The organism is Kitasatospora saccharophila, from assembly GCF_039529925.1.
In the GTDB taxonomy this organism is placed as follows: Bacteria; Actinomycetota; Actinomycetes; order Streptomycetales; family Streptomycetaceae; genus Kitasatospora; species Kitasatospora saccharophila.
Genome location: NZ_BAAANS010000199.1, coordinates 1 through 535 on the forward strand (window position 1 = coordinate 1; position 535 = coordinate 535).

Below are 535 nucleotides of genomic sequence, written 5' to 3' on the forward strand. Positions count from 1 at the left end.
GGCTCTGACCGACCACCCGATCGTGCGCTACATCGGACGGGACTCAGCCGACGAGACCGCCGCCGGCTGGCAGGGCTGGGCCTCGCTGTGCGCCGAGTGGCTGCGCGAGGGACGTTCGCCAACGGTCTTCATCCACACCCCCGACAACGCGCTCGCGCTAGGCCTGGCTCGGCGCTTCCACGACGACGTACGAGCACTGGTACCGGAGCTCGAGCCGCTGCCCGAACCCGTGCCATCCGCACCGCCGACCCTGTTCTGATCCGCTTTCTTTGCCAGAGGTTCAACCAGCGCGACATTCGTGTCTCGCCGCGGGGGCCCGTTGTGCCCTAGGTTTGTTCACTGTGAGGTACGACGAGTTCCGCTCTGCGTATGACGCCGTCCAGCAGGCGTGCCTCGACGCACGGCTGGACGTGGACGGCCTGGCCGCCGAGGTAGGCCGTCTGGCGGTGCTGGCCGACCAGGTGGAGCTGCGCTCCGAGCGCGAGGAGGCGGCGTCCGACCTGGCGTCGCTGACCGATCTGCTGGAGATGGTCCG

At 69.0% G+C, this 535-nt stretch carries 2 protein-coding genes; both read left to right on the forward strand.

The genetic code is table 11. From position 1 onward, the window contains the following. Window positions 1-259: DUF72 domain-containing protein (locus tag ABD345_RS40155; RefSeq protein WP_344559802.1), on the forward strand; the 259-nt coding region annotated here is incomplete at its 5' end. A 73-nt stretch (window positions 260-332) separates the two neighbouring features. Continuing rightward, the coding region (locus ABD345_RS40160; protein WP_344559804.1) for a hypothetical protein at window positions 333-535 on the forward strand (203 nt) is incomplete at its 3' end.